This is a genomic window from uncultured Chitinophaga sp. (genome assembly GCF_937874145.1).
Taxonomy (GTDB): domain Bacteria; phylum Bacteroidota; class Bacteroidia; order Chitinophagales; family Chitinophagaceae; genus Chitinophaga.
Map to the genome: position 1 here is coordinate 1 of NZ_CALNBI010000405.1, position 20222 is coordinate 20222.

Annotated in this window: 22 protein-coding genes; 21 read left to right on the forward strand and 1 reads right to left on the reverse strand. The window is 55.9% G+C overall.

The features are described 5' to 3' along the window. Window positions 1-2180 (forward strand): phosphocholine-specific phospholipase C (locus Q0510_RS19540; RefSeq protein ID WP_298715493.1); only part of this gene is annotated, 2180 nt, incomplete at its 5' end. 250 nt (window positions 2181-2430) lie between these two features. On the opposite strand, the gene Q0510_RS19545 is transcribed toward Q0510_RS19540, so the two are convergent. Further along, a complete protein-coding gene (locus Q0510_RS19545) occupies window positions 2431-3027 on the reverse strand; it encodes a DUF1801 domain-containing protein (protein WP_298715494.1) in 597 nt (198 codons plus the stop codon). A gap of 169 nt (window positions 3028-3196) precedes the next feature. Between Q0510_RS19545 and Q0510_RS19550 the strand changes: the two genes are divergently transcribed. The 20 genes from Q0510_RS19550 to Q0510_RS19645 all read left to right on the forward strand — a co-directional run. Continuing rightward, window positions 3197-3727 carry a hypothetical protein gene (locus Q0510_RS19550; RefSeq protein ID WP_298715495.1) on the forward strand — a complete coding sequence of 177 codons (531 nt, stop codon included), beginning with the start codon at window positions 3197-3199 and terminating at the stop codon, window positions 3725-3727. Window positions 3728-3748: 21 nt separating this feature from the next. Then, on the forward strand, window positions 3749-4414 hold the full coding sequence (locus Q0510_RS19555; RefSeq protein WP_298715496.1) for a hypothetical protein: 666 nt from the start codon (window positions 3749-3751) through the stop codon (window positions 4412-4414). A gap of 42 nt (window positions 4415-4456) precedes the next feature. Then, window positions 4457-5164 carry a sensor histidine kinase gene (locus Q0510_RS19560; RefSeq protein WP_298715497.1) on the forward strand — a complete coding sequence of 236 codons (708 nt, stop codon included), beginning with the start codon at window positions 4457-4459 and terminating at the stop codon, window positions 5162-5164. A gap of 14 nt (window positions 5165-5178) precedes the next feature. Continuing rightward, complete coding sequence (locus Q0510_RS19565) at window positions 5179-5379, forward strand: hypothetical protein (RefSeq protein WP_298715498.1); 201 nt, start codon at window positions 5179-5181, stop codon at window positions 5377-5379. Further along, window positions 5343-5885, forward strand: coding sequence for a response regulator transcription factor (locus Q0510_RS19570; protein ID WP_298715499.1), 543 nt, complete (start codon window positions 5343-5345; stop codon window positions 5883-5885). The genes Q0510_RS19565 and Q0510_RS19570 overlap by 37 nt, the downstream gene beginning before the upstream one ends. Before the next feature lie 79 nt (window positions 5886-5964). After that, entirely contained in the window at window positions 5965-7815 is a 1851-nt protein-coding gene (locus tag Q0510_RS19575) for a hypothetical protein (protein WP_298715500.1), read from the forward strand. Continuing rightward, window positions 7739-8320 (forward strand): prolyl oligopeptidase family serine peptidase, encoded by a 582-nt coding sequence (locus Q0510_RS19580; protein ID WP_298715501.1) that lies wholly within the window; start codon window positions 7739-7741, stop codon window positions 8318-8320. Before Q0510_RS19575 ends, Q0510_RS19580 begins: the two co-directional genes overlap by 77 nt. Before the next feature lie 120 nt (window positions 8321-8440). Further along, a complete protein-coding gene (locus Q0510_RS19585; RefSeq protein ID WP_298715502.1) occupies window positions 8441-11338 on the forward strand; it encodes an outer membrane beta-barrel protein in 2898 nt (965 codons plus the stop codon). Between the two features lie 50 nt (window positions 11339-11388). Continuing rightward, window positions 11389-11955, forward strand: coding sequence for an RNA polymerase sigma factor (locus tag Q0510_RS19590; protein ID WP_298715503.1), 567 nt, complete (start codon window positions 11389-11391; stop codon window positions 11953-11955). 47 nt (window positions 11956-12002) lie between these two features. Then, window positions 12003-12347 (forward strand): hypothetical protein, encoded by a 345-nt coding sequence (locus tag Q0510_RS19595; RefSeq protein ID WP_298715504.1) that lies wholly within the window; start codon window positions 12003-12005, stop codon window positions 12345-12347. Beyond that, window positions 12344-12868, forward strand: coding sequence for a hypothetical protein (locus Q0510_RS19600; protein ID WP_298715505.1), 525 nt, complete (start codon window positions 12344-12346; stop codon window positions 12866-12868). Before Q0510_RS19595 ends, Q0510_RS19600 begins: the two co-directional genes overlap by 4 nt. Window positions 12869-12895: 27 nt before the next feature. Next, window positions 12896-13294 carry a hypothetical protein gene (locus Q0510_RS19605; protein WP_298715506.1) on the forward strand — a complete coding sequence of 133 codons (399 nt, stop codon included), beginning with the start codon at window positions 12896-12898 and terminating at the stop codon, window positions 13292-13294. Window positions 13295-13415: 121 nt separating this feature from the next. Beyond that, window positions 13416-14891, forward strand: a complete 1476-nt coding sequence (gene cls / locus Q0510_RS19610; protein WP_298715507.1) for a cardiolipin synthase — start codon at window positions 13416-13418, stop codon at window positions 14889-14891. 62 nt (window positions 14892-14953) lie between these two features. After that, window positions 14954-15223 (forward strand): metalloregulator ArsR/SmtB family transcription factor, encoded by a 270-nt coding sequence (locus tag Q0510_RS19615; protein WP_109698935.1) that lies wholly within the window; start codon window positions 14954-14956, stop codon window positions 15221-15223. A 59-nt stretch (window positions 15224-15282) separates the two neighbouring features. Then, window positions 15283-16041, forward strand: coding sequence for a glucose 1-dehydrogenase (locus tag Q0510_RS19620; RefSeq protein WP_298715509.1), 759 nt, complete (start codon window positions 15283-15285; stop codon window positions 16039-16041). A 140-nt stretch (window positions 16042-16181) separates the two neighbouring features. Then, window positions 16182-16667: a thioesterase family protein gene (locus Q0510_RS19625; RefSeq protein ID WP_298715511.1), complete on the forward strand. Its 486-nt coding sequence runs from the start codon at window positions 16182-16184 to the stop codon at window positions 16665-16667. Window positions 16668-16817: 150 nt separating this feature from the next. Continuing rightward, complete coding sequence (locus Q0510_RS19630; RefSeq protein ID WP_298715513.1) at window positions 16818-17426, forward strand: TetR/AcrR family transcriptional regulator; 609 nt, start codon at window positions 16818-16820, stop codon at window positions 17424-17426. Between the two features lie 49 nt (window positions 17427-17475). After that, the gene (locus Q0510_RS19635; RefSeq protein ID WP_298715515.1) at window positions 17476-18732 is read left to right on the forward strand and encodes a TolC family protein; all 1257 of its coding nucleotides are present in this window, start codon (window positions 17476-17478) and stop codon (window positions 18730-18732) included. A gap of 1 nt (window position 18733) precedes the next feature. Then, on the forward strand, window positions 18734-19630 hold the full coding sequence (locus tag Q0510_RS19640; RefSeq protein WP_298715517.1) for an HlyD family efflux transporter periplasmic adaptor subunit: 897 nt from the start codon (window positions 18734-18736) through the stop codon (window positions 19628-19630). Window positions 19631-19636: 6 nt separating this feature from the next. Further along, window positions 19637-20222 (forward strand): ABC transporter ATP-binding protein (locus tag Q0510_RS19645; protein ID WP_298715519.1); only part of this gene is annotated, 586 nt, incomplete at its 3' end.

Genomic DNA, 20222 nt, shown 5'->3' on the forward strand with positions numbered 1-20222 from the left:
TACCGCCGTTCCGGATGGATATCAAAGACACCAAAGCCACCTGGATGAGCGCCCTCCCGCACGGCTGGGCCGACCAGGTAGATGCCCGCAACAACGGGAAATACGACCGCTGGGTACCCGTCAAACGCTCCGGGAACAAGGAATACGCGAAAGTCCCCATGACCATGGGCTACTACAACCGCGAAGACATTCCCTTCTATTACGCCCTGGCCGACGCCTTCACCGTTTGCGACCATAATTTCTGCTCCTCCCTCACCGGCACCACGCCCAACCGCCTCTACTTCTGGACCGGCACCATCCGCGAAAAGATGAACGGCGCGTCCAAAGCCAACGTGTGGAATTCCGACGTCGATTACGGCGAAGAAGCACACTGGAAAACCTATCCCGAAGTGCTGGAAGAAAACGGCGTTTCCTGGAAAATTTACCAGAACGAAATCAGCGTGGGCGTTGGGCTCGAAGGGGAAGAGGAAGCCTGGCTCGCCAATTTCACCGATAACCCCATCGAGTGGTTTTCGCAATATCATGTGCATTACCACGAGCCGCACCTGCAGTTCATCCGCAAGTATAAAGACGAGCTGCCCGGCCGCATCGCCGATATGGAGAAACAACTGGCCGGCCTCACGGCGGGCTCAAAAGAACATGCAAGCCTCGAAAGGCGCCTCAAAAACGCCCGCAAAGAGCAGGAACAGATCAAAACCGTACTCGAAAAAGTGGCTGCCACACCTTTCAGCGCCTTGCCGGAAAGGGAGCAGCAGTTGCATAAGAAGGCATTCACGACCAACGCAGGCGACCCGGATTACCATAGCCTTTCTAAATTGCAGTACAAAGACGGCGAAACGGAACGCGAAGTGCAGCTCCCGAAGGGCGATGTGCTCCACCAGTTCCGGCAGGACGTGAAGAGCGGCAACCTGCCCGCCGTTTCCTGGGTAGTGGCGCCCGAAAACTTCTCCGACCACCCCGGCGCGCCCTGGTATGGCGCCTGGTACCTGTCTGAAGTGATGGACATCCTCACCAGCAATCCCGAAGTCTGGAAGAAGACCATTTTCATCCTGACCTACGACGAAAACGACGGTTACTTCGACCACGTTCCGCCTTTCACCGCGCCGGACCCTTCGCGCCCCGAAACCGGGAAAACGTCCGCGGGGATCGATACTTCGCACGAATGGGTGAGCCGCGACGCGCAGCGTAACTGGCCCGACGATATCCGTGAAAGCTCCATCGGCCTGGGGTACCGGGTGCCCATGATCGTGGCGTCGCCATGGTCGCGGGGCGGGTACGTGAACTCGCAGGTGTTTGACCATACTTCCAACCTCCAGCTGCTCGAAAAATGGCTGGCGCATAAGCTGAAAAAGCCCATGACGTGCGAGAACATCACGGCCTGGCGGCGCGCCGTGTGCGGGGATCTTTCCTCCGTGTTCCGCCCCTGGAACGGGGAGAAGATCGCTGCGCCGAAGTCTATCGAGCGCGAGGCTTTTATCGAAACTATCCACAACGCCAAATTCAAGGCGGCGCCGGCGAATTTTACGGTGCTGAAAGGAGACGTGAAAGATCCGCAGCGCCATCTGCCGCTGCAGGAGAAAGGGATCCGTCCGGCCTGCGCCATACCGTACGAGCTGTATGCCCACGTGGCGCCCTCGGCCGGAGGGGCGCTGCGCATCACCCTGGAAGCAGGCAGCCAGCGTTTCGGCGGCAAATCCGCCGGAGGTGCATTCAACGTCTATGGAAAAGAGATGTACAACCGCTCTTACGCCGTGGCGCCCGGCAGGAAAGTGGAAGACGAATGGAGCGCGGACCTCTTCCCCGGAGGGGATTATGACCTGGGTATCTATGGTCCCAACGGCTTTTACCGCGGGTTCCGCGGGCAGGCAGCTAAGTTCCCGGAAGGGTTTTCCTGCGTGCTGGAGCCCCATAACGGCAACGCGCTGCAATTCCGGCTCCGCAATACCGGGAAAAAAGAAGTGCGCGTCCGTTTGAAAGACGTATATGGCCAGGTTGACGGCAAAACGTCCATCATCAAACCCGGCGACAACAAAACCCTGCTGGTGCCTTTGCTGAAGGCCCACAGCTGGTACGACATCCAGGTGATCGTGGATAACGGCGTGGCGGAGTTCCAGTTCGCCGGCCACCTCGAAACCGGTGCCGAAAGCTTCAGCGACCCGGTAATGGGAGGGGTTATGTAAAAGCAGCTATGTGCAATATGAAAAAAGCCGGGGCGTTGCGATGCTCTGGCTTTTTCTATGGAAATCGGTATTAAGCAGTGTTGAAGCTGATAGTATTTTGATTAATGCGCGGGGAAATGCCGGCAAGAGGCCGGGAAATGGGCTGGAATGTCGCGTGGAATGGGCTTTGTAAGGACGGCGAAGGTGGAGTTGAGGTGGACTTGAGGTGGACTTGATCTGGTCCTGAATTGTGCGAAAATAGCATTAGGCTTTATTGATACTTCCAGTTGCGGCCTTTTCCTTCGCTGATCCACTCCACGGCCTGGGCGATCCTTTTGTTGGCGGTAGCCTCGGTTTTGGCTTCGGCCACCCATTCGATGTATTCTTTCCGGAACGAATAGCTGGCTTCGCTGAATTTCTTGCCGGCGGCTTTATTTTTTTGCAGCGCGGCGGCGAAGGCGGGAGGGATGTCCGGTTCTTTTTTCCCGGCAGCGGGCCTGGAAGGCACTTTGATGCCGTCGCGGTTCAGGCGGTCGGCTTCGCGGAGGTAAGATAGCAGGGTATTGTCGGCCGGGAGGTCTTTGAGCGACGCGATCTTCCCGAAATGCCCCATCGCTGCCTTGTCCATAGCGGTCAGCAGTCTATTGGGATCTTCCATGATGGCCGCTTTCCAGAATCCCAAAGAGCAATGTTGCTTGAATGCGGCCATGTTGCAGAGGATTTCGCCGTGGGTCATAAAGTGTGGGAATCCCCATTTGATGCCTTCTTCGGCATGTGGACAGGCCTGGTGGACCAGTTCCCGGATGTGCCGGAGAATGGGCTGCGCGAAGGGGGCCGCTTTGGCGATGTAGGCGTCGGTTTTGTCCATACCGTAATATTATAGAAAAAAGCTATCTTGTAAACACTTTTACCCCGCCCCATGTTCATTCCGGCATTACCTACCGTATTAATACGCAACTATTTCGGGAAGTTGTACGGTGCCTGCCGTCCGGTCCCTGTATTAATTTGCATCCTATCACATCAAACCAACAATTGTTATGAAAAGAACATCGTTTTTTCCCTGGTTCCTCGTGATGCTCCTGCTGATAGCCCTGATCTACGCGTGGTTTTTCCGCGGGGCCGATGGGAAGATCCCTTACAACCGTGAAGCGGCCAAAGAGCATGTGATCCCTTTCACCTCGGCCATCGAATACACGAAAGCCTACCGCGAGGCTAAAGCGGCATTGCAGCGGCAGATCCAGGACTCCGGGTACCTCGACCGCAACTTTAATCTCCCCGCCGCAGAATCCTTCAACCGCGACATTTTCGCCGCCCTCCTGGACCGCGACAGCGCGCAGGGCATCCGCATTTACCTGGGCCTGAACGAGCAAAAGGAAGTTTGCTTTGTGATGGTGCCGGTAGACGAGAAAGGGAACGACCTGCGGGGCCGTATCGTGGACGGGCAGCAGGTAGCTTCCATTCCGGGCATTTCCTCCGCTTATGCCCTGCCGCCGATCGACGATGAAGCCGCTGAAAAGGGGCACCGTTGTCCCACCATTTGTCCTTCCGGCAGTGATCTTTATCCCTGAGCCTAAAATCAGCATTGCTACATGACATACCTCGCATCGGCGCTGTTGAGTTATACGATTCTTATTCCGCTGGTAGTAGCGCTGGTACGGGTGCATAAGATCCGTACCAGCTACTTTCCCTTCCTGGTGCTGCTGTTGCTGGCATTTACCACGGAGGTCGCCAGTGAGATCAGCCTCCGCCTCACCCGGGAAAATACCGCCATCAGCAATATTTACAGTCTCCTCGAGATCGGGGTGATCCTGTGGCAATTCCATGCCTGGGGCTTCCTCCGCAGGCGCAGGGCCCTGCTGATCGTGCTCGCCGCGCTCAGCTTCATTACGTGGATCACGGAGAATATCGGCTATGGCCGCCTGGAAACGCATTTCTGCTCCGCTACGGTATTCCTCAACAGCCTGATCGTTGTATTCCTTTGCATCAACGAAATCAACGCCCTCATCGCTTCCTACAGCGGAACCCTGCTTCGCAACGCCAGGTTCCTTATCTGCCTGGGATTGATGACCATCAGCATTTACAGCCTGATCACCGAAGGCACCCTGCTGATAGATCCGCAAAATGCCGTCATAGATTGGCCGATTTTCTATATCTTTTCAATTACCAATGCGATCGTAAATGTCGTATACGCCATCGCCGTGTTTTTCATTCCCGTGAGGGATGACTACTATTTTTCCCGCAGATTCAAAGCCTGACGGCGTTTTATGGAAGAGAGGATATTGTATATCACGGTTTTTTTGTCCTCATTGCTGGGGGTGATCATCGCATTTTTCATTACTTCGATTATCCGGTCGCACCGCCGGTATGTTCGCCTGCAACGCGAGCGGATCACGGCGGAAGTGCGTTTGCTGGAAAATGAACGGAAACGCATCGCGGGCGACCTGCACGACAGCCTGGGCCCGCTCCTCAGTTCCGTGAAGCTCCGCATCTGCAGCGTGGAAGTCACCGATCCCCGCGATAAGGAACAGATCGCGCAATCGTCCCGCCATATCGACGAGATCATCACCAGCATGCGCCAGATTTCATACGACCTGCTTCCTATCGCGCTGGAGCGCAAAGGCCTGATAGACGCCGTCAGGGACTTTGCCGCGCACCTGGGCCGGGAAGACGAGCTGGAAGTGAACGTGTACACTATGAACGACGTAACTTCCCGCCCGGAGCAGGACATCCACCTGTTCCGCATCCTCCAGGAGATCATTCATAACACCCTCAAACATGCCAGTGCCTCGCGGCTCGATATCGGGTTCAGGCAGGAGCCGGAAGAATTGTTGCTGCTGGTGCAGGACAATGGCCAGGGCTTCAGCGTGGAAAAAGCGCGGGAGCACTCGCGCGGGCTGGGGCTGAAAAGCCTCGAAACCCGCACCGATATCCTCGGCGGCTCCATTCATATTCGTTCCGCCGTGGGCGAGGGCACCCGGTACTACATCCGCATCCCCCGGGCATAATTAATTTGGTATATTTGGGATGCGCCATATCCGCGGCGTGTAACCTCAACGCCATGAAACACGACATCCGCCTCGCTGTTGCCGACGATCACGAAATATACCTCGACGGGCTGGCACTCATGCTTTCCCGGCAAGACCACATCAAGCTCGAGGTCGCGCCTGCGACGGCCGCGAGCTGGTGGAACTGGTGCAGCGCGAACAGCCGGATGTGGTGATGACCGATATCAAAATGCCGAAGATGGACGGCATCGCGGCTACGCGGCAGCTGGTGCAGGAAATGCCCGGCATCAGGGTGATCGCCCTGTCGATGTTCGACGAAGAAGGGCTGATCGTGGAAATGCTGGAAGCCGGCGCGAAGGGGTATCTCCTCAAAAACGCCGACAAGCAGGAAATCCTGGAAGCCATTGAAAACGTGTTCGAAGACCATACCTACTACTGCAAAAGTACATCGGCCAAGCTGGCGGGCATGATCGCGCGGAGCAAGTTCAATCCTTACCGGCAGAAGGAAGTGGTCACCTTCACCGAGCGCGAACAGGAAATCATCAAACTCATTTGCCAGCAACTCACGGCCCAGCAGATCGGCGACCGTATTTTCCTCAGCAAACGCACGGTAGAAGGCTACCGCACCCGGATACTCGAAAAGATGAACGTGCGCAACACCGCGGGGGTAGTGATGTATGCGCTGAAGCACAACCTGGTGCGGGAGGAAGACATCGTTTAAGAAACCGGGCTTTTCGTGCCGCTAGGACATTCCCGCTGCATTATTTATCTTGAGTTCCTTACCATACATCTGAACCGCTATGAGAATATCCTTGCTGGTAGTTGCCCTGCTTGCCGGAAGCGCCGCTTTCGCGCAGGACAACCTCACTTACCAACGCCCGCCTGCAGTGATCGAAGAACTGCTGCTGGCCAAACCTACGCCATCCGTTTCGTTGTCCAGGTCCGGGGAATGGATGATCCTGGCGGAAAAGAACCCTTTCCCTTCAGTTGCCGAGCTTGCCGAACCGGAACTCCGCATCGCGGGCCTTCGGCTTAATCCCCGCAACTACGGCCCCAGCCGCAGCTCCAGCAGCGCCAGCCTCCGGCTGAAGCACCTGCCATCCGGCACAGAATCCGGCATCAACGGCCTTCCGCAACCTGCGCGCATCTCGTACGTGACCTGGAGCCCCGACAGCCGCCAGGTCGCATTCCTGCAAACGGAAGACAGCCGCATCGACCTGTACCTGCTCGACGTGGAAAGCAAGCAGGCCGTAAAAGTGAACCAGCAACCTGTGAATGCCACGATGGGCACACCCTACGCCTGGATGGGGAATGAAGTACTGGTGTACCGCGCGGTGCCCCGCGGCCAGGGCGCCCTGCCTGCTGCTCCGGCTGCGCCTTCGGGCCCTGTGGCGCAGGAAAGCAAAGGCCGCAGCGCCGCTTCCCGCACCTACCAGGACCTTATCAAATCCCCCTACGACGAAGCCCTGTTCGCCCATATGGCCACCTCGCAGATCGTTATCATCGCGGGGAAGGAAGAACAGCCTGTTGGCGAACCGGGAATCTTTGCCTCAGTGAGCGTATCGCCCGACAAGCAATTCCTGCTGGCGCGCCGGCTGGAAAAGCCTTTCAGCTACCTCGTGCCCGCATACGGCTTCCCGCACGCCTGGGAAGTGTACGGGAAAACCGGTAAACTGGTGAAAACCCTCGCGAAGAACCCCTCGTCGGAAGGCGCGCCCATCGGCTTCGACGATGTGGTGACCACGCCGCGCGAATTTGAATGGAAATCGGATGAAGGGCATACCGTCACATTCGTCAAAGCGCTCGATGGCGGCCTGGGCAAGCGGCCCGCCGAATTCCGCGACGCCGTATACGCGCAAGACGTTACGCTGGATGCCGTACCGAAAGAACTCTTCCGTACCCGCCGACGTTTCGATAACGTAGTTTGGGGAACGCAGGACATGGCGCTGGTCTACGAAGCCCTGTTCGCCGACCGCAAATACCGCATCAGTATTCTCAACCAGCGCACCGGCCGCCTGGATTCGTTGTACGAGCAAAGCAGCAACGACGCTTACAGCGCGCTCGGCGTCCCTTTCACCACCCGCAACCAGTTCGACCGCGCCGTATTGTTCACCGGCCGGAAGAACGAACTGCTTTTCCGCTCCAACGGCGCTTCTCCCGAAGGCGATTTGCCGCTGGTGCAATCGCTGGACGTGAAAACCGGCAAGAAGTCTATCCTCTGGCGTTGCCAGGCGCCGTTCTATGAAACCGTGGTGGATGTAATCGATCCGGAGAAACTGACGGTGCTGACTTCCCGCGAAAGCAATACCGAAGTGCCCAATTACTATATCCGCGACCTCCGCAAGCGCGCGCCGACCGGCAGGAAGGTCACGGATTTCGAGAATCCCTACAAAGCCATGGAAGGGGTGCAGAAACAGAAAATTACCTACAAGCGCGCCGACGGCATCCAGCTGACCGGCGATCTGTACCATCTGGGCTTATCCGCGCGAATACAAATCCGCGGCAGATGCTGCCCAGGTGCGTGGTTCGAAGTACACGTTTCCCCGTGTAGGCTATGGCGGGCCGATTTTCTGGGTGACGCAGGGATACGCCATCCTCGACAACGCCGAAATGCCCATCGTAGGCGAGGGCGACAAGGAGCCGAACGATAATTTCATCCCGCAGCTGCACCTCAACGCCCATGCGGCGATCCAGGCGCTGGCGCGGATGGGCGTGGGCGACAGCAACCGCGTGGCGGTAGGCGGCCATAGCTACGGAGCGTTCATGACGGCTAACCTGCTCGCACACACGAACCTGTTCAAGGCGGGCATCGCGCGGAGCGGCGCCTACAACCGGACGCTGACGCCTTTCGGCTTCCAGTACGAAGAGCGGACCTACTGGCAGGCGCCCGAGGTGTACTTTAATATGAGCCCCTTCAGTTTCGCCAGCAAGATAAAAACACCTTTATTGCTCATTCATGGTGAGATGGATAACAATTCCGGCACTTTCCCCATCCAGAGCGAACGGCTTTATAATGCCGTCAAAGGCCACGGGGGCACGGTGCGGTTCGTGCAGCTGCCTTACGAAAGCCATGGATATGCGGCCCGGGAGAACATCCTGCACATGCTCTGGGAGCAGACGCAATGGCTGAATCAATACGTTCGCGACGCGAAATAACAGTGATACGATATTACCCGGAACGGGGCGCCTGTGGTTTGGCGCCCCGTTTTTTTGTGATGAGCGGCAGAGGTTTTGGTAAAGATTGGCGTCCAACATTGCAGAATAACCACCGAATTTATGCGGCATGCACTGATCTTTACTTTATTTATGCTGACCTGCGCACAGTTGACAAAAGCGCAGAACCTGGTACTGAAAGGTGTGTTGAAGGATAAGAGTGACAGTACTTTACTGAAGAATGCCACCATCCGGGTGAGCAGCCCGGAAGACGCCAACTTCCGCAAACAGGCGCTGACAGGCCCCAACGGCGCCTTCGAAATAACCGGCCTTTCACAGCAGCCTTACCTGCTGACGATTTCGTACGTAGGCTACGGCGAATTGCAACGCGCCATCATGCTGCAGGCGGAAACGCAGGACCTGGGCACCATTTATCTCCCCAAATCCTCCCGTGAACTGCAGGAAGTAGTCATCAAAGGCCAGGTGCCGCCCTCTCAAATGAAAGGCGACACCCTCCAATATAACGCCGACGCCTTTAAAGTGAACCCGGACGCCAGCGGTGAGGATCTTATCCGCAAGATGCCCGGCATCACCGTGGAAAACGGAACCGTAAAAGCAGGCGGCGAAGAAGTGCGCAAGGTGACGGTCGACGGGAAGGAATTTTTCGGGGAAGATGCCACCCTGGCCCTCCGTAACCTCCCTGCCGAAGTGATCTCCAAGATCGAAGTATTCGACCGCATGAGCGACCAGGCGCGCTTCACCGGCTTCGACGACGGCAATACCACCAAAGCCATCAACATCGTGACCCGCGCGGAAATGCGCCAGGGCCAGTTCGGCAAGCTATTCGCCGGATATGGTACCGACGGCCGGTATTCCGCCGGCGGCAACGTGAACCTGTTCAAGGAAAACAAGCGCATCTCCATCATCGGGATGACCAACAACGTGAACCAGCAAAACTTCTCCTCGCAGGATCTCCTGGGCGTGCAGAACGCCGGCGGCGGCGGTGGCGGAAGAGGCGGTCGCGGTGGCGGTGGCCGTGGCGGCGGAGGCTTCGGCGGTGGCGGGAACAGCAACTTCATGGTAGGAGGGCAGAACGGCCTGAACAAAACCAATTCCATCGGTATCAACTACAACGACCAATGGGGCAAGAAAGTGAATTTCAACGCCAGCTATTTCTTCAATAACAGTGGTAACGACAACCTGAACATCACCCGCTCGCAAACGCAGTTGCCGGAAGGCGTTCAGCTGGAAAATGACACTTCGTACGCAGGGAGCCGCAACTTCAACCACCGGGTGAACATGCGCCTGGAGTACAATATCGATTCCAACAACTCCATCATCTTCACCCCCAATATCAGTTTCCAGAACAACGATTCCTGGTCCAACAACTTCGGAAATACCTTCTTTTCCGATAAATTGCTGAGCACCAACCTCCGGAATACCGACAATACCAACTCCGGCTACAATTTCAACGGTAACCTTACCTACCGCCACTCGTTCGCCAAACGCGGCCGGACGATCAGCTTCGGCGTAGGCGGCAGCACCAACAACCGCCGCGGCACCAACTTCACGAACAGCGACCTGGATTACCCGGAAGAGCCCCGTAACAACGACTCCCTCCGCCAGCGCGTACGCCCGCTTTCCAGCGGCAAATCGCTGAACCTGAACGTGTCTTACACCGAGCCGGTCGGCAAAATGGGACAACTGCAATTTAGCTATAACCCTTCCTGGTCGCGCAACGACGCCGACCGCAGGGCTTACGAGTTCGATTACTCCGGGGAGGATTACACCATCCTCAATCCCTCGCAGTCGAACATGTTCAACAACCAGTACAACACCCAGTCGGCCGGCCTTAGCTACCGCCTCGGGAACCGCGACAAGATGCTGAGCTTCGGCGCCAACTACCAGTACGCCGAAATGCAGAGCGAGCGTACCTATCCCAATACAGCCGCGGTGAAGCAGCATTTCGCCAATGTGCTGCCGAACCTCATGCTGATGGCCAAAGTGGGCGAATACGGCAGGGTGCGGCTGTTCTATCGCTCTTCGACCCAGCAACCGAATATCGACCAGCTGCAGGACGTGTACATTTATTCCGGCCTCACCAACGTATCGATCGGTAACCCGGACCTGAAGCAGATGTACGGCCACCAGGTGTCGGGCAGGTACAACTACACCAATACCCAAAGCGGCAATAACTTCTTCGCAAACCTTTTCGTAAACAGCCGCCAGGATTACATCGCCAATGCGATTTATACGGCTACCCGGGCAGACTCCCTGCTGTCGGCCACGGATACGCTGAAACGCGGCGGCCGCCTGTCGAAGGCCACGAATATGGACGGTTACTTCAGCGCGCGGTCGTTCTTCACGTATGGGGTTCCCCTGAAATTCATCAAATCGAACTTCAACCTGAACGCCGGCGCGGGTTACGAGAAGATCCCCGGCATCACGAACCAGGTGGAAGGCTTCACGCACAACTATAATTACAACCTCGGCGCCGTAGTGAGCAGCAATATCAGCGAGTACATCGACTTCACGGTATCGTACGACGCGGTGTTCAACGTGGTGAACAATACGATCGAGCCGGCCAATAACGGCAACTATTCGACCCACAACGCCCGCGCGTCTGTAAACCTGCTCAGCAAATCGGGCTGGGTGCTGCAGAACGAGATCAACCATACGTTCACGAAAGGCCTGGGCGACGGGTTCGACCAGCGCTTCTGGCTCTGGAACGCCAGCGTGGGCAAGAAGTTCCTCAAAAACCAGCGCGGAGAGCTGCGCGCCTCGGTGTTTGACCTGCTGAAACAGAACAGGAGCATCAACCGGAGCGTGAACGGCCTCGACATCGTGGATACCCAGAACCAGGTGCTTACCCAGTATTTTATGCTTACATTTACCTACCGGCTGCGGAATTTCGGTAAGGCGAAACAGCAGGAGGGGGGAGAACGCCGCAGGTTCGAGCGCGGGCCCGGCGAATATGGTCCTCCTCCGGGCGGCGGCAGGATGGGCCGTCCATCTTTCTAACCCTTCCGACCATTTTGCATACCGATTTAACCAAACTATAAAACCGCCAATTGACGGACAACATCGCAAATTTGAAGCAGGGGAGCGAAGCGGCTTTCAGGGAGCTGGTGGAGCAGTGGCAGGGCATGGTGTACAACACCGCGCTGGGCATACTGCAAAACACGGCCGACGCGGAAGACGTGTCGCAGGAGGTGTTCATGCAGGTGTTTGAGTCGATCGGGACGTTCAAAGGCGAAGCCAAAATTTCCACCTGGCTGTACCGGATCACGGTCACAAAGTGCCTGGACTTCCTGCGGAAAAAGACGAGGAAGAAACGCTGGGGGAAGGTGATGAGCATTTTCGGGGATAACCAGGAATTGCTGGTGGACCCGCCGGATTTTCACCATCCCGGCGTGGAACTGGCCAACAAGGAGCGTTCGCAATTGCTTTTCAAAGCCATCGGCAAGCTGCCCGACAGCCAGAAGGCGGCGTTTGTGCTCCACAAGCTGGAGGGGCTGAGCAGCAAGGAGATAGGCGGAATTATGGACGCCAGCGTGTCGGCCGTGGAAGGCCTGCTGCACCGGGCGAGGCTGAATTTGCGGCAGCAACTGGAAAAATATTACAAGGAAGGGGAATAAAACGAAAGGTTTTTTAAGAAACATCGTCTAACTAAAATATAGCGATTATGAACAAGCGAAGAGACATAGATCAGGAAATCGAACGGACGCTCGCCAGCCTCGACGGGGTGGAGCGCGCGCAGCCGGATGATTTCTTCTTTACCCGTCTCAGGGCAAGAATGCAGCGGATTGCGCCGGCCGACGCCTGGGAGCGTTTCATCGGCGTCATTACCCGTCCGGCCATCGCGATAAGCGCCATAGCGTTGATTTTAGGGTTGAACGGGACGCTGGCCGTCATGAACTGGAAACCGCAGGAAAGGACGGAGCAGGCCGCTTTGCAGCAGGCTTTTGCCGACGAATATGCCCTGGGAATCAATACTTTTTATGATTATGAAAAAACAGATCCGCAATGAGGGAAGCCTTCGCTAAGCATAAAGTTTTAAGCGTACTGGTGATCCTGTTGCTGCTGACAAACCTTTTCCTGGTATTTTTTATCGTCTGGAAGAAGCCTGAAGACCCCTCCAGGGGCCGTCCGCCGCGTGGCGAAGTGATGCAGCTCCTGGAAAAGGAAGTGGGTTTTAATAAAGACCAGATCGAGTCTTACCGGCAGCTCAAAGAGCAGCATTGGGAAAGAATTAAGCCCGCATTTACCGGCATGCGAACTGCAAAAGACAATCTGTATAAACTGCTGAGCAGCGGCTCAGTGCCTGATTCCGTTGTGATGGCAGCGGCAGACACGATCGCGGCGAAGCAAAAAAATATCGACCTCCAGACCTTCCGTCACTTCCAGCAGGTGCGCGCCCTTTGCACGCCCGAACAGCAGCCGCGCTTCGACTCCGTGGTGCAGCTGGTACTGAAGAAGATGAACGGCCCCTGGCGCAAAGGTACCCCGCGGGAAGACAGCACCCGCAAACAACCCGCGCCCGACCGCTAAATACGAAACCCTCAAATACGCAACCACATGAAACAAAGATTTCTGTTAACAGTGGCCCTCGTCCTCACGATGGGCCTGGGAGCCTACGCCCAGCAAGGCGGCGGCCAGCAACGCCGTTCACCCGAAGAACGCGTGAAAGCCATGCTCGAAAGACTGACCCCCGAACTGAAACTCAGCCAGGACCAGGTCGTGAAACTCGACACCGTGTTCACCCGCAATTTCAAGGAAATGCAGAAAATGCGTGAAGATGCACAAGCCTCCGGCAATCGTCCTGACCGCGAAGCGTTCCAGAAACTGAACAACGACCGCGACGAAAAAGTAAAAGCCATCCTCTCCGAAGAACAATTCAAAAAGTACAAGGAGCAACAGGAAGCCATGCGCCAGCGTGGTGGCGGCGGCCCCCGCGGAGGTGGCGGCCAGCGTTAGCATAAACTGTCATGAGCCATAGCCGTATCCCGCTGCATAACTACGAAGAATGCACGCAGTGGGGTGCGGCTTTTTCATGCCCTTGCGGATTTGTCGTATTATTGCGGCAGATAATCCGTTCATGCTGAATTTCCTCAAAGAACACTGGCAGTCCATCGGCATCATTATTCTTTATGGCATTACCTTCCTGGTAGCCATCAAAGCCCTGCTGGAAACCCGCTCCACCGGCAAAACGCTGGCTTATCTGCTCCTGTTGTTCTTCCTGCCCGGTATCGGCGTGCTCGTGTACCTGCTCATCGGCGTCAACCGCCGCGTCAACCGGATATACAGCCGCAAGTGGATGAGCAACGTCCGCCTCAGCGAGCGCCTGCAGGATTATCTCCGCCGCGAAAACCGGCAAACGCTACTCGAGCATTCCGACCTCGTTACCAATAAAACCGGCATCGCCCGGCTGCTTTTCCGCGATTCGCTGTCACCGCTCACGCCCGATAATGAAACCGTGCTGCTGCTGAACGGCGAGGAAAAGTTCCCCATGATGCTGGACGCCCTCAAAGCCGCGCAGCATCACATCCACCTCGAATATTACATTTTCGAAGAAACCGGCATCGGCCGCGAAGTCATGGACGTGCTGAAGATGAAAGCGGGCCAGGGCGTGGAAGTGCGCTTCATTTACGATGATTTCGGCAGCAACGATATCAACCGGCGCTTCCTGCGCGAAATGCGGAAAGCCGGGGTGGAAGTGTTCCCGTTTTACCGCGTGAAACTGCTCGCCAACCGCCTCAATTACCGCAACCACCGCAAGATCGTGGTGATCGACGGGCATACCGGGTTCATCGGCGGCATCAACGTGGCCGACCGGTACATCAACGATCCGGCGTACCGGAAGAAGCACAAGGAAAAGTGGCCGTACTGGCGCGATACGCATCTCTGCATCAAGGGGCAGGGCGTGCATACGCTGCAGTTCCTCTTTATGGGCGACTGGAATTTCTGTGCAGACAGCGACCTGCCCATCACCCACGAATTCTTCCCCGATATCCCCGTTTCCGGCAAAGACCTCGTGCAGATTGCGGCGAGCGGGCCCGATTCAGAGCGCTCATCGATCATGTTGTCGTACCTGGCGGCAATCAACCAGGCGCAGCGTTCGGTGTACATCACCACGCCGTATTTCATTCCCAACGAAGCGATTTACAACGCCCTGCAGCAGGCCGCGTTGTCGGGCGTGGATGTGCGGCTGCTGGTGCCGGGTATCAGCGACAGCAAGCTGGTGAACCTGGGAGCATCGTCGTTTTATGAAGACCTGCTGGTTTGCGGCGTGAAGATTTACCGCTACCAAAAAGGTTTTGTGCACGCAAAAACGATGGTGGTGGATGATAACCTGAGCGTGGTAGGCACGGCCAATATGGATATCCGGAGTTTCGACTTCAATTTCGAAGTAAATGCATTCGTATATAGCCGGGAAATGAACTGGAAGCTGTCGGAGGCCTTTTTGCAGGATTGTCTCTATGCACAGCAACTGGATCTGGAGGAGTGGCGGGATAGGGGGAGATGGACAAGGATTTGCGAAGCGGTAGTACGGCTGTTCAGCCCGCTTTCGTAAAGGCTGGGAAAAAAATAAATCGATAGATTTCGATATTTCAAAAATGTTCCTATATTTGCATCATGGACGCAGCGATGATCGAGAAGGCGGCAAATGCTCTGGCGGATAAAAACCGGATGGCTATACTGTTGAAGTTGGCCAGGCAGGAGAACTGTTGCTGTGGAGAAATCCAGGACATGATCTGTCTTTCTCAACCCACTGTGTCCCATCACATCAAGATTTTGGTGGACAGCGGCGTGCTCATCAGCACGAAGGAGGGCCGGAATGTTACGCTGACCATCAATAAGGAGATGATGAAACATTTATCGATGTTCTTCCTTCAGCTTAGCTGATATTTTTTTACTCAAAATATCGATAATTTTAAATAAATCGATATAACACACACTACAAAATGAGCTTGCAAGATAAAGTAGCCGTTGTTACCGGAGGTAACAGCGGTATAGGGCTCGCTACGGCCGAAGAATTCGTGGCAAAGGGCGCCAGGGTGGTTATTACGGGAAGGAACGCCTATGCGGTGACTTCCGCGGCGGAAAAACTGGGAAACGGCACTTTGGGGGTGACGGCGGACCAGTCCAGCCTCGCGGATGCCGACCGGCTGGTGGCGGAAGTGAAGGAAAAATACGGGAAAGTTGACGTGCTGTTTGTCAACGCCGGTATCGGAGCCTTTTCTCCCGTGAGCGACGTAACGGAACAGGCTTTTGATTCGATCATGAACACGAATTTCAAAGGCGCCTTTTTCACTATTCAGAAGTTCTTACCCATTTTGAACGATGGGGGATCGATCATCCTGCTGTCTTCCGTGAATGCCTTTACCGGCATGCCGGGATCCAGCGTGTACTCCGCCAGCAAAGCCGCTCTCAATGCGTTGGGCCGCACTTTGAGCGCAGAACTGGCCGCACGCCGCATCCGGGTGAACACGGTAAACCCCGGGCCGATCGTTACCCCGATCTTGTCGAAAGCGGGCCTGGACGATGGCAGTATCGACGCCATCCGGCAAAAATTCGCGGAGCGGATACCGCTCAATCGCGCCGGTGAATCCGCAGAAGTAGCCAAACTGGTCGCTTTCCTCGCTTCCAGCGACGCTTCTTTTATCACCGGGGCGGAATATAACATCGACGGCGGACTGACAGTCCATAAGTTGGTGGGATAGGAAAAAGTAGTAAGACTGCAAACTTTCATAATCGTTTGAAAACCCTGATGCGTACTTCAAAATTGACATAAACATGCCGGAGCGGTTTCGCACCGCTCTGGCTTTTTTCAGAACTTCGCGGTAAGTAAAACCTGACTATTATGATAAAGGAACCCGGCAGCCTGTACACCATCCGATTCAACGATTGCGACCCGTTCGGCCATCTCAACAACGCGGCTTACCTGAATTATTTCATGAACGCCCGTGAAGATCACCTGGCGGATCATTACGATCTGCGGCTGAAAGATTTTGCCGCCATGGGCAGGGGATGGGTGGTAGCGCAACACCAGATCGCCTACCTGAAACCTGCGGTGGTAGCGGAAAAGGTGTACATCTTCACCCGTGTGACGGACTTTACCGAACAATCCATCCAGGTGGAAATGTGGATGACCGACGAGCAGCAACAGAAAGTAAAAGCTTTCCTCGTGACGCGCTTCGCGCATGTGGACCTCAAAACCGGCAAACGTGCCGCGCATGATGAGAAATTGCTGGAATTATTAACAAACATCCGTGTGGAACATAGCCCCGACGAAACTTTTGAACAGCGTCTGGCCGCAAGGCTGCAGGCGCCTTCCATCCAGTTGTGACACCCCAAACCTAACTTAGCGATTAGTAAACAGTTGTAGGTAACAGCGGCCGGGGCATTCCTGCTCCGGCTTTTATTTTTTATTTGGAAGGAATCAAAAATTGCCTAACTTTGAACCGTTAACCAAATGGTTAAACGAGTTAGTTAGAATATGCAGACGACCAACACTACCGAACAACAGATCATCGAAGCGGCGCGCAAGATATTTATGCACAGGGGCTTAGCAGGCGCCAGGATGCAGGATATCGCCGACGAGGCGGGGATCAACAAAGCCATGCTGCATTACTATTACCGCAGCAAAGACAAGCTGTTCGACATCGTGTTCACCGAAGCGGTGGAGATGTTGCTGAGCCGGGTGAGCGCCATTTTTACGGCGGATTTGCTGCTGGAAGATAAAATTCAGTCCGTCATCGGCAGCTATATCGGCTCCATTGCGGAGAATCCTTACCTGCCCTTGTTCATCATGAACGAGATCAACCAGAACCCCGACCGCATCGTGCAGCGTTTTGTCAATACGCCCAGCTTTCCGAACATACAGGGGTTTGTGCTGTTGTTGAAGGAAGAAATGGAGAAAGGGACCATCCGGCGCGTGGATCCTGTGCAGCTGATGGTCAGCGTGGTGTCGATGTGCGTATTCCCGTTTGTGGCAAAACCTTTACTGAAAGCCGTTTTCAGGATTGAGGACCCGGCCTTCGCGCAATTTATCGAAGAGCGGAAGGCTTTCGTCAGCAGTTTCGTGCTGAGCGCCCTGCGGCCGTAATATTTTTTTGCTTCGGAATTAACCAAATAGTTAAATAAACGAGTTAGTTATGTTTAGATTCCTCATGCCGGCGTTGCTGTTGCTTTCCGGGGGCGCGTTTGCGCAGGGGAGCTTTCCCCTCGACTCCGCATGGGCCTCGGCCAGGAGGCATTACCCGCTGCTCAGGCAACAGGAAGCCACCGACCGCGCCACCGCCCTCCAGCTCCGCAACATCCGCACCGGCTACCTCCCCCAGGCAGAACTGAACGGAAGAGCCACCTACCAGTCCGACGTGGTAGCGCTCCCCATCAAACTGCCCAACATCATCATTCCATCCATTCCAAAAGACCAGTACAACCTCAGCCTCGACGTCCGCCAGCTCATTTACGACGGCGGCGCCACCAGCGGCCAGCGCGATCTGCAACTTGCCCGGCAACAGGCGGATCGCCAGAAGGTAGAAGTGGACCTCCACCAGCTTCGTCAACAGGTGACACAAGTTTATTTCAATGCCCTCATCTGGGACGCCCACATCACTGCCCGCCGCGAGATGATCGCCGAAGTAAAACAGCGCCGCGAAAAGCTCCAGGCCGGCGTCGACAACGGAACTGTGCTTGCCAGCCAGGTCGATATGCTGCAGGCCGAAGCTCTCAAAGCCGAACAGCAACTCGAAGAAGCTATCAACGGCAAACAAGCTGCCCTGGCTACTTTGGCCTTGCTCACCGGCAAAACCGGATCCGAAATGGATGCGCTCGTTTTACCGGCGCCCGCGCCCACGGGCAACGCCCCGCTGCAACGGCCCGAACTGGCGCTGTTCCGCTACCAGCAGGAGGTACTGGGCTCGCAGGCGAAGCTCACGGAATCGGTTACACGCCCTAAGCTGAGCGCTTTCGTGCAGGGCGGGTATGGCAGGCCGGGGCTGAATATGCTGTCCGACAAGTTCGATTTCTATTATATGGGCGGCCTCCGCCTCAACTGGACCCTCTGGAACTGGCGCTACCAGCGTACCGAACGCGCGGTGCTACATGAGCAAGAGCAAGGTATCCAGGCGCAGTCGGAAGCGTTCGATCTACAGACAAGAGCGAAGCTCCTCCAGCAGCAGGCGGAGATCAATACGCTGCAAACCGCCATGGAAAAGGACCGCGAGATCGTGGAACTGCGGGGGAAAGTGAAAAACGTATCCGCCGCGCAGCTCGACAATGGAGTGATGACGGTACACGATTACCTCACGGACCTCTACGCCGAAACCTCCGCCGTCATTGCCGGCAAGACCCGAGAAATCCAGTTTGTTTACGCTACCATCCAGTATCAGGTTATAAAAGGTTATTGATATGAAAACATCATTCGCAGCCGTCTTTTCGCTGGCTTTCTTCGCCGCCTGTTCTTCGGGCGACGATATCGCCGACGCTTACGGCAATTTTGAATCCACCGAAGTCATCGTTTCCGCCGAAGCCACCGGCCGCCTCCTTCGTTTTGAGGTGGAAGAAGGGCAAGTACTGACGGAAAATGCGATAGTCGGAGGGATCGACTCCACGCAGCTGCACCTGCGGAAAGCCCAGCTGGGCGCCAATATCAAGGCGGTGAAGAGCCGTGTGCCGGAAGTGAACCCGCAACTGGCCGTCATCCGCCAGCAGATCGCCACGCAGCAAAAGGAAAAAGCGCGGATCGAAAACCTGCTGAAAGCCAATGCCGCAACCCCCAAACAGCTCGACGATATCAACGGCGCCATTGCCCTGCTCGAAAAGCAATACGCATCCACCGCCTCCAGCCTGAAGACACAGGTAAGCGGCCTCAGCACCGAAACGCAGCCACTGGAATTCCAGGTGGCGCAGGTGAAAGACCAGCTGGCGCAAACGCGGGTCGTGAATCCCGTCAACGGGACGGTATTGGTGAAATACGTGGAAGCGGGAGAAGTGGTGAATTACGGGAAACCACTTTACAAACTCGCCGATCTCCGCACCATGTACCTGCGCGCTTATATTGACGGTAATCAATTGTCTGCCGTGAAAACGGGGCAACAGGTGCAGGTGGGCATCGATCAGCCGGATGGAACGATCCGGCAGATGAAAGGGATCGTCAGCTGGATTTCGCCGGAGGCGGAATTCACTCCCAAAACCGTGCAAACGCGGGATGAGCGCGTGCGGCAGGTATATGCGCTGAAAGTGCGCGTGGAAAACGACGGCAGCCTTAAAATCGGGATGCCGGGAGAAATGCGGATCGAAAAATAACAGGGTATGCAACCGATCGTTGTTCAAAATATCAATAAATCTTACGGTGAAGTGCAGGCGCTGCGCGATATCAGCTTCACCGTGGAACCGGGCGAACTGTTCGGGCTCATCGGGCCCGACGGCGCCGGCAAAAGCACCCTGTTCCGCATCCTGGCCACGCTGGTGCTGGCGGATAAGGGAAATGCGTTCGTGAACGGGATGGATGTGGTGAAGGATTACCGGGCCATCCGGCGGCAGGTGGGATACATGCCGGGTAAGTTTTCGCTGTACCAGGATCTTACCGTGGAAGAGAACCTCCATTTCTTCGCCACTATTTTCAATACTACGGTAAAGGCCAATTACGACATGATCCGCGACATTTACGAGCAGATCGCGCCGTTCAAAGACCGCCCTGCCGGCAAACTCTCCGGCGGGATGAAGCAGAAACTTGCCTTGAGCTGCGCCCTCGTCCACCGGCCCGCCGTACTGTTCCTCGACGAGCCCACCACCGGGGTAGACCCCGTGTCGCGCAAGGAATTCTGGGAAATGCTGCAAAGGCTCCGGGACAAGGGCATTCCCATCCTCGTGTCCACCCCGTATATGGATGAAGCCA

Coding starts and splice junctions, on each gene's coding strand:
- Q0510_RS19545 (WP_298715494.1), bottom strand. CDS start 3,027: ATGGACAAAACCGACGCCTACATCGCCAAAGCGGCCCCCTTCGCGCAG.
- Q0510_RS19550 (WP_298715495.1), top strand. CDS start 3,197: ATGAAAAGAACATCGTTTTTTCCCTGGTTCCTCGTGATGCTCCTGCTG.
- Q0510_RS19555 (WP_298715496.1), top strand. CDS start 3,749: ATGACATACCTCGCATCGGCGCTGTTGAGTTATACGATTCTTATTCCG.
- Q0510_RS19575 (WP_298715500.1), top strand. CDS start 5,965: ATGAGAATATCCTTGCTGGTAGTTGCCCTGCTTGCCGGAAGCGCCGCT.
- Q0510_RS19585 (WP_298715502.1), top strand. CDS start 8,441: ATGCGGCATGCACTGATCTTTACTTTATTTATGCTGACCTGCGCACAG.
- Q0510_RS19595 (WP_298715504.1), top strand. CDS start 12,003: ATGAACAAGCGAAGAGACATAGATCAGGAAATCGAACGGACGCTCGCC.
- Q0510_RS19600 (WP_298715505.1), top strand. CDS start 12,344: ATGAGGGAAGCCTTCGCTAAGCATAAAGTTTTAAGCGTACTGGTGATC.
- Q0510_RS19605 (WP_298715506.1), top strand. CDS start 12,896: ATGAAACAAAGATTTCTGTTAACAGTGGCCCTCGTCCTCACGATGGGC.
- cls (WP_298715507.1), top strand. CDS start 13,416: ATGCTGAATTTCCTCAAAGAACACTGGCAGTCCATCGGCATCATTATT.
- Q0510_RS19615 (WP_109698935.1), top strand. CDS start 14,954: ATGGACGCAGCGATGATCGAGAAGGCGGCAAATGCTCTGGCGGATAAA.
- Q0510_RS19620 (WP_298715509.1), top strand. CDS start 15,283: ATGAGCTTGCAAGATAAAGTAGCCGTTGTTACCGGAGGTAACAGCGGT.
- Q0510_RS19625 (WP_298715511.1), top strand. CDS start 16,182: ATGATAAAGGAACCCGGCAGCCTGTACACCATCCGATTCAACGATTGC.
- Q0510_RS19630 (WP_298715513.1), top strand. CDS start 16,818: ATGCAGACGACCAACACTACCGAACAACAGATCATCGAAGCGGCGCGC.
- Q0510_RS19635 (WP_298715515.1), top strand. CDS start 17,476: ATGTTTAGATTCCTCATGCCGGCGTTGCTGTTGCTTTCCGGGGGCGCG.
- Q0510_RS19640 (WP_298715517.1), top strand. CDS start 18,734: ATGAAAACATCATTCGCAGCCGTCTTTTCGCTGGCTTTCTTCGCCGCC.